The 7,261-nt window shown below is 73.8% G+C and carries 6 protein-coding genes; 5 read left to right on the top strand and 1 reads right to left on the bottom strand.

Annotation, left to right across the window (positions count from 1 at the left end; translation table 11 throughout):
* From AB0C29_RS25425 to AB0C29_RS25415, 3 genes are all read left to right on the top strand, one after another.
* Positions 1–1,068: monooxygenase (locus AB0C29_RS25425; RefSeq protein ID WP_360824738.1), on the top strand; the 1,068-nt coding region annotated here is incomplete at its 5' end.
* A gap of 92 nt (positions 1,069–1,160) precedes the next feature.
* Positions 1,161–2,612 (top strand): fibronectin type III domain-containing protein, encoded by a 1,452-nt coding sequence (locus AB0C29_RS25420; RefSeq protein ID WP_360824735.1) that lies wholly within the window; start codon positions 1,161–1,163, stop codon positions 2,610–2,612.
* A 68-nt stretch (positions 2,613–2,680) separates the two neighbouring features.
* Positions 2,681–3,685 carry a LacI family DNA-binding transcriptional regulator gene (locus AB0C29_RS25415; RefSeq protein WP_360824732.1) on the top strand — a complete coding sequence of 335 codons (1,005 nt, stop codon included), beginning with the start codon at positions 2,681–2,683 and terminating at the stop codon, positions 3,683–3,685.
* A 9-nt stretch (positions 3,686–3,694) separates the two neighbouring features.
* Here AB0C29_RS25415 and AB0C29_RS25410 read toward each other — a convergent pair whose 3' ends face one another.
* Positions 3,695–5,236, bottom strand: coding sequence for an altronate dehydratase family protein (locus AB0C29_RS25410; RefSeq protein WP_360824729.1), 1,542 nt, complete (start codon positions 5,234–5,236; stop codon positions 3,695–3,697).
* A gap of 121 nt (positions 5,237–5,357) precedes the next feature.
* Between AB0C29_RS25410 and AB0C29_RS25405 the strand changes: the two genes are divergently transcribed.
* Both AB0C29_RS25405 and AB0C29_RS25400 read left to right on the top strand, forming a co-directional pair.
* Positions 5,358–6,824 carry a tagaturonate reductase gene (locus tag AB0C29_RS25405; RefSeq protein ID WP_360824726.1) on the top strand — a complete coding sequence of 489 codons (1,467 nt, stop codon included), beginning with the start codon at positions 5,358–5,360 and terminating at the stop codon, positions 6,822–6,824.
* Positions 6,825–6,829: 5 nt separating this feature from the next.
* A partial coding sequence (locus AB0C29_RS25400) for a keto-deoxy-phosphogluconate aldolase (protein WP_360824723.1) occupies positions 6,830–7,261 on the top strand: 432 nt, incomplete at its 3' end.

The raw sequence follows: 7,261 nt of genomic DNA, 5'->3' as shown, positions 1-7,261 counted from the left end.
GCCGGCCCCCACGGCTCGCACAGCGCGTCGTCCCCGGCGCCTCCGGCGGCGCTGCGCCAGGGGGAGCGGTTCGTCGATCTGGCCCTGCCGCAGCCCTACACCCCCGCCGCCCCCAACGGCGGCACCGACGAATACCGGTGCTTCGTCGTCGATCCGAAGCTGACCGAGCCCGCGTACCTGACCGGCAGCCGCTTCCGGCCGCAGAACGCCGAGATCGTGCACCACGCGATCTTCTACCGGCTCAGCGCCGAGCAGGCCAAGGCCGCCGCCGACGTCGACGCGAAGACGCCGGGCGAGGGCTGGACCTGCTTCGGTGACGCGGGTGTGCCGGGGGATACGGCCTGGGTCGCGCACTGGGCTCCCGGCGCCGGCGAGACGCTCATGCCGGCCGGTTTCGGCTTCGAGATGCCGCCGGGCAGCAAGCTGGTCATGCAGGTGCACTACAACCTGCTCGGCGTCACGGATCAGAGCAAGGCTTCCGACCGCTCCGGGATCCAGATGCGGATCGCGGACGGCAAAGCGCCGTTGCAGGGCCTCGAAACCGCCCTGGTCGCGGCGCCGATCGAGCTGCCGTGCGAGCCGGGTGCCACCGGCCCGCTCTGCGATCGCGACACCGCGGTCGCGGATGTCGCCAAGCGCTTCGGCGCCGAATCCGCCGAGACCGTCGACGGTCTCAACGCGGGCTGCAACGCCGGCGCCGCGCCGGTCGCCGGCAACACCCAGCACTGCGACCATCCGGTACGCGAGCCCGGCACGATCTACCTCGCCGCCGGCCACATGCACCTGCTCGGGCGGGCCATCAAGGTCGAGCTCAATCCGGGTACGCCCAAGGCCCGCACCGTCATCGACGTGCCGCGGTACGACTTCGACAATCAGGCCCTGGTCCCGCTGCCCGAGCCCATCGCCGTCGAGCGCGGGGACACCCTGCGCGTCACCTGCACCCACGACGCGACCCTGCGCAAGCAGTTGCCGCAGCTCAAGTCCCTCCCCTCGCGGTACGTCGTCTGGGGCGAGGGCACCAGCGACGAGATGTGCCTGGGAGTCATGGTGATGGCCCCCAAGTCCTGAACGGTGAGCGGTCCTTGACACCGCGCGGGGCAGGCCCTTGGCTGAACGCATTGACGGCCACGGATGGCCTGTCCCGCGCCGGAGAGGTTCCCATGCGCCGCTGGCTCGCGCTCCCGCTCGTGATCGCCGTACTCACGCCGGGGGCACCCGCCCGGGCGGACAACGCGGCACCCGCCACGCCGCAGCGGTTGGCGCTGGGGACAGGCACGACCTCGATGAGCCTGTCCTGGGAGCAGCCGCGCACCGGTCCCCGGGCCCGCTGGTTCCAGGTGTACGAGGGCAGCCAGGTGGTCGCGAGGGCCACCACCACCTCCGCGGCCCTGGCGGTGGCCTTCAACTCCACCCACACGTACACGGTCACCGCTGTCGACGACCAGGGCCACGAGTCTGCCCCGACCGCCCCGGTCAGCGGGCACGCCTGGGCGTCCGGCCTGAATCCGGAGTGCCTGAGCCCGGCGCCGCTGACGGTCACGGCCACCGCGATCACCGCCTCGGCCGCCTCGCTGTCGTGGCCCCGGCATCCCCTGTGGCAGGACCTGGAGCTGCGGGTCGGCGGGGTCAGCCTGGGCCGGACGACGCGGACCAGCGCCCGGATCGGCGGGCTGGCCCCGGCGACGACCTACAGCGTCGGCCTCTACCGCTACAACGGCTGTCTGCAGCAGACCGTGCCGGTGGCCTGGGGCTCCCTGACGACCGCCGCCGGCGGCACCGAACGCCCGGCCGCAGCCTCCGCGCTGACCGTCGCCGGCCGCACCGACACCACGATCCGGCTCTCCTGGACAGCACCCGAGGGCCCGGCCCCGGCCCGGTACGCGGTCTACGACGGCGACACCCTTGTCGCCCGCACCAGCAGCACCGCCGTGACGGTCGGCCGCCTCTACCACGCCTCGTGGCACACCTTCACCGTCGCCGCCCTGAACGCCGCCGGTGACGAGTCCACCCACACCCGGCCGGTGCCGGCGAACACCGCGCCGTGCCAGGTCAACCCGCCCCGGCCGATCGGCCTCACCGCCATCGCGGTGTCTCCCTCCTCGGTCCGGCTGAGCTGGATTCTCCGGACCGCGGCGACTGCCTACACCGTCTACGACGGCGACCGCCCGCTCGCCACGTCCGCCGGTCCGGAGGCGATGGTGACCGGGCTGGCGTCGGGCTCCCGGCACAACTTCCGGGTGACCGCCACCCTGCCGGACACCTGCGGCGAGTCCCCGCGCAGCACCGCCGTCGCGGTGACCACGCCGCCCGGCCCGGCCGGCCGGCCCGCCCAGCCCGCCGACCTCACGCTCACCGGCAACGCACCCCTGGGCGTGAACGACACCGCGATCACGCTCAGCTGGACCGCGTCCCCGGGCGGCGAGCCCACGACCGGCTACCGGATCTACGAGGGTGCGACCCTCGCCGGTACGGCCACCGGCACCCAGCTGTCCCTGACGGTCGGCGCGGGCACCCGGCACACCTACACCGTGGTGGCCGTGGACGCCGCCGGCACCGAGTCCGTGTCCAGCGCGCCGCTGGCCGTGCAGGCCACGTACCTGCCGCCGCCGTAACGGCTGCCGCGGGCCGGCCTCTCGCTATGCTGGCGCCAGCAATGGCCGGCAGCGAGGGAGAGGCACGCGTGCGCACCACCGTGCATGACGTCGCGCGCGCGGCCGGCGTCTCGGTCTCCACGGTGTCGCGGGCGCTCACCGGCGGCCGGGTCAGCCCCGCCACCCGCGAGGCGGTGCAGGAGGCGGCGGAACGCCTCGGCTACCGGCCCAACCGGGCGGCCCAGGGGCTCATCACCGGCCGCACCGGCAACCTCGGCCTGATCGTGCCCGACCTGCGCAACCCGTTCTTCGCCGACGTGGCCAAGGGCGTGACGGCCCGGGCCCGGTCGGTCAACTGCGGCGTGTTCATCAGCGACACGGACGAGGACGTCGCGGCCGAGCTGGAGGCGATCGCCACCCTGGGCCGCAACACCGACGGGGTCCTGCTCTGCTCCCCGCGGGCCGGCGACGCCGAGCTGCTGGAGGTGGCCGACCCGGCGTCGACGGTGCTGGTGCACCGCCGGGTGCCCGGCATGCTGTCCGTGGTGGCCGACATCGCCGGCGGCACCCGGCAGGCCATCGGTCATCTCCGGGCCCTCGGGCACCGGTGCATCGCCTTCGTCGCCGGGCCGGAGGACTCGTGGGCGGGGCAGCAGCGGCTGTCGGCGCTGGCCGGGATCACCGCCGACGACGACACCGAGATCCTGCGGGTCGGTTCGGTGGCGCCCACGTTCCAGGGCGGGGTGCTCGCCGGCGACCTGGTGCTCGCCGGTCCGGCCACCGCCGTGCTGGCCTACAACGACCTGGTCGCCATGGGCCTGTTGCACCGCCTCGCCGCCCGCGGGGTCGCGGTGCCGCAGCGGATGAGCGTGGTCGGCTACGACGACATCAGCATGGCCGTGATGAGCCACCCGCCGCTGACCACCGTGACGGTGCCCAAGGGCCGGGCCGGGGTGGCCGCGCTGGAGCTGCTGCTGCGCCGCATCGGGGGCGCCGACGGGTCGGGCCGGCCGGGCGGCTCCGCGCGCGAGCCGGAGATCACCCTGGCCACCAGCCTGGCCGTGCGCGACTCCTCCGGGGTGGCCCCGGCCTGACGACTCCCGTCAGGTCACCGCGCCGAGCTGCCAGGGGACGAACTCGTCGCGGCCCAGATCCAGTTCCTCGCTGACGGTGGGCCGGCCGGACGCCACGTCCAGCACGGTCTGCAGGATCTCGTCGCCCAGGCCCTCGATGGTCGCGGTGCCGTCGGCGATGCCGCCCGCGTTGAGGTCCATGTCGTCGCGCATGCGCTCGAACATCGTGGTGTTCGTCGCGATCTTGATGCACGGCACCGGCTTGGTGCCGAGCACCGAGCCCCGGCCGGTGGTGAAGCAGACGACGTTCGCGCCCCCGGCGACCAGCCCGGTGACCGAGACCGGGTCGTAGCCGGGGGTGTCCATGAAGGTGAAGCCGGACGCGGTCACCCGCTCGGCGTACTCGTAGACCGCCACGAGCTCGGCGGTGCCGCCCTTGGCCACCGCGCCCAGCGACTTCTCCAGGATCGTGGTGAGGCCGCCGGCCTTGTTGCCCGGTGACGGGTTGTTGTCCAGCGTGCCCCCGCCGGCCTGCACGTACCCGTGCCACCAGGCGATCCGGTCGAGCAGCCGCTGTCCGACCTCCTGGCTGACCGCCCGCCGGGTCAGCAGGTGCTCCGCGCCGAAGACCTCGGGGGTCTCGGCCAGGACGGTGGTCGCTCCCTGAGCGACCAGCAGATCGGAGGTACGGCCCAGAGCCGGGTTCGCGGTGATCCCCGAATATCCGTCCGAGCCGCCGCAGTTGAGCCCGAGCACCAGCGCCGACGCCGGTACGGTCTGCCGCCGCCGTTGCGCCACCTGCTCCAGCAGCCCCCGTACCGCGGTGACCCCGGCCCGGACCGTGGCCCGGATACCGCCCTGCTCCTGGATGACCAGCTGCTCGATCAGGGTGTCCGGCGGCAGCGCGCCGCCGGTCACGCTGTCGACGCCGATCATCTCGCAGCCCAGGCCCAGCACCAGGATCGCGCCGATGTTCGGGTGGGCGGCGTACCCGCGCAGAGTGCGTTGCAAGAGTTGGCCGCCGTCGCTGGTGGGCACCAGGCCGCAGCCGGAGTCGTGGGTGAGCGCGACGACGCCGTCGACCCCCGGGAACGCGTCCATCGCCAGGCCCCCGAACTGGTCGGCGATCATCCGGGCCGTCGAGGCGGCGCAGTTCACCGAGGTCACGATGCCGACGTAGTTGCGGGTGCCGACCGAGCCGTCCGCGCGGACGTACCCCTCGAAGGTGAGCCGCTCGGTGGCCGGCGGGATCGCCACGCGGGCCGTGCCGAACTCGTACGTGTGGTCGACCGAGTCCATGGCCAGGTTGTGGGCGTGCACGTGGTCGCCGGCGCGGACCTCGCCGGTGGTGCGGCCGATCGTCTGGCCGTACTTGTGCACCCGGGTGCCCGGCGGCAGCTCGCGCAGCGCGACCTTGTGTCCCTGCGGCACCGCCGCCGTGACGGTCAGCAGCAGGTCACCGTGTCGCAGCACCAGGCCGGGCGGGAGGTCGCGCAACGCCACCGCGACGTCGTCGTCGGGCCCCAGCAGCAGGGCGTGCTCGGTGAGCGGGGCGGGTTCCGGGTCAGCCATGGGGTGCATCCTCGCCGCGAATGGAAAGTTGCGGGAACGTTTTCACTCTGTATCATCGCACGCAGTCGATATGCCGTCCACGGGCGGCGACGTCGGTGCCGGTCCCCCGGAGAGGAATCACGTGACCCAGGCGAGGCCAGAGCTGCGCCCCCTGAGCAGCGCCGGCGTGGCCCGGGCGGAGCTGCCCGTGCGGATCCTGCAGATCGGTGCGGGCAACTTCATCCGCGCGTTCGTCGACCTGATGGTGCACCGGGCGAACGAGGCCGGCGTGCTGCGGCACGGGATCGCGATCCTGAAGGTGACTCCTCGGCCCGAGCAGGTGACCCCGCGCCTGGCCGAGCAGGATGGCCTGTTCCACGTCGTCCTCGAGGGCGCCGGAGCCACGGAGACCACCCTGGTCACCGCGGTCCGTGAGGTCGTCAACGCCTACGCCGACTGGGACCGCTGCCGCGCGCTGGCCCGCGGCGAGGAGCTGCGGTTCGTCGTCTCCAACACCACCGAGGCGGGCATCGTGTTCGTCGACGGCGACGACCTCACCGCGTCGCCGCCCGCGTCGTTCCCGGCGAAGATGGCCGCGCTGCTGCACGAGCGCTGGCGGCACTTCGGCGGTGACCCGGCCCGCGGACTGTCGTTCCTGCCCTGCGAGCTCAACGAGGACAACGGCAGCACCCTGCGGGCGATGGTGCTCCGGCACGCCGCTCGGGCGAGCGCCGATCCCGGCTTCGCGCAGTGGGTCGCCGGGCACTGCCGGTTCTACGACACGATCGTCGACCGCATCGTGCCGGGACTGCCCGAGGACGAGGCCGCGGGGCTGCGGCAGAGCCTGGGGTACGACGACCGCCTCATCGTCCGCGGCGAGTCCTACGGGCACTGGGCGATCGCCGGCGACCCGGCCATCCGCGACGAGTTCCCGCTGGACCGGGCCGGGCAGCCCGTCGAGTTCCTCACCGACATCCGGCCGTACCGGGAGAAGAAGGTCCGTGTGCTCAACGGCGCGCACACCGCGATGGCCGCGGTGGCCCCGCTGCTGGGCTGCCGGACCGTGCTGGAGGCCACCGCGCATCCGCTCGCCGGGGCGTACGTCCGGCAGCTGGTCGAGGGCGAGGTGCTGCCGACCCTGCCCGGTGACCGCGCCGAGCTGAGCCGTTTCGCCGCCGCGATCCTCGACCGGTTCCGCAATCCGGTGCTGCGGCACGAGCTGGCCGACATCGCGCTCAACGCGATCGCCAAGTGGCGTACCCGGAATCTGCCCGTGGTCCTCGACGCCTGGCGCGCCGGGCGCGAGGCCCCGCTCAGCGTCTTCGCCCTGGCCTGCCTGCTGGCCGGCTACGCCGGGGCGCTGGGTGACCTGCCGGTCCGCGACGACGACCCGGCGGTGCTGTCACGGATCCGGGACAGCTTCCCGGCCGGCGATCCGCAACCCTGGCTGGCCGAGCTCTTCCCGGCGCTCGGCTGGCGTGGAACGCTCGGCCAGTCGCAGGTGACGCGGCTGGCCGCCGAGACCGCCGTACCGTTGCGCGCGCTGCTCGCTGGTGACCCCGCGCAGGTCCTGACCGGGCTGCTGACGTCTGCCCCTGTGTCCGACTAGGAGTGATGACCGTGCACGAGACCTGGCAACAGCTGGCCGACCACGCGCTCGTACCGGTGGTGGTGCTGGACGACCCGGCCGCCGCCCGGCCGCTGGGCCAGGCGCTGGTCGACGGCGGGCTGCCCGTCGCCGAGGTCACGTTGCGCACTCCCGAGGCCCTCAAGGGCATCCAGGAGCTGGCCGGGCACGGCGGCCTGCTCGTCGGGGCCGGCACGGTGCTGACCCCGCAGCAGGTGGACCTGGCCGTCGAGGCCGGCGCCCGGTCCGTCGTCTCGCCCGGGCTCTCGCGGGCCGTGGTCGAGCGCTGCCAGGCCCTCGGCGTACCGGTGCTGCCCGGCGCGGTGACCGCGACCGAGGTCCAGGCGGCCATCGAGCTCGGCCTGGAGGCCGTCAAGTTCTTCCCCGCCGCCACCTCGGGCGGCCCGGCCGCCGTCGCC

It is taken from the genome of Actinoplanes sp. NPDC048791 (assembly GCF_040650095.1).
Classification (GTDB): domain Bacteria; phylum Actinomycetota; class Actinomycetes; order Mycobacteriales; family Micromonosporaceae; genus Actinoplanes.
This window is presented reverse-complemented; position numbering and strand designations above follow the sequence as displayed.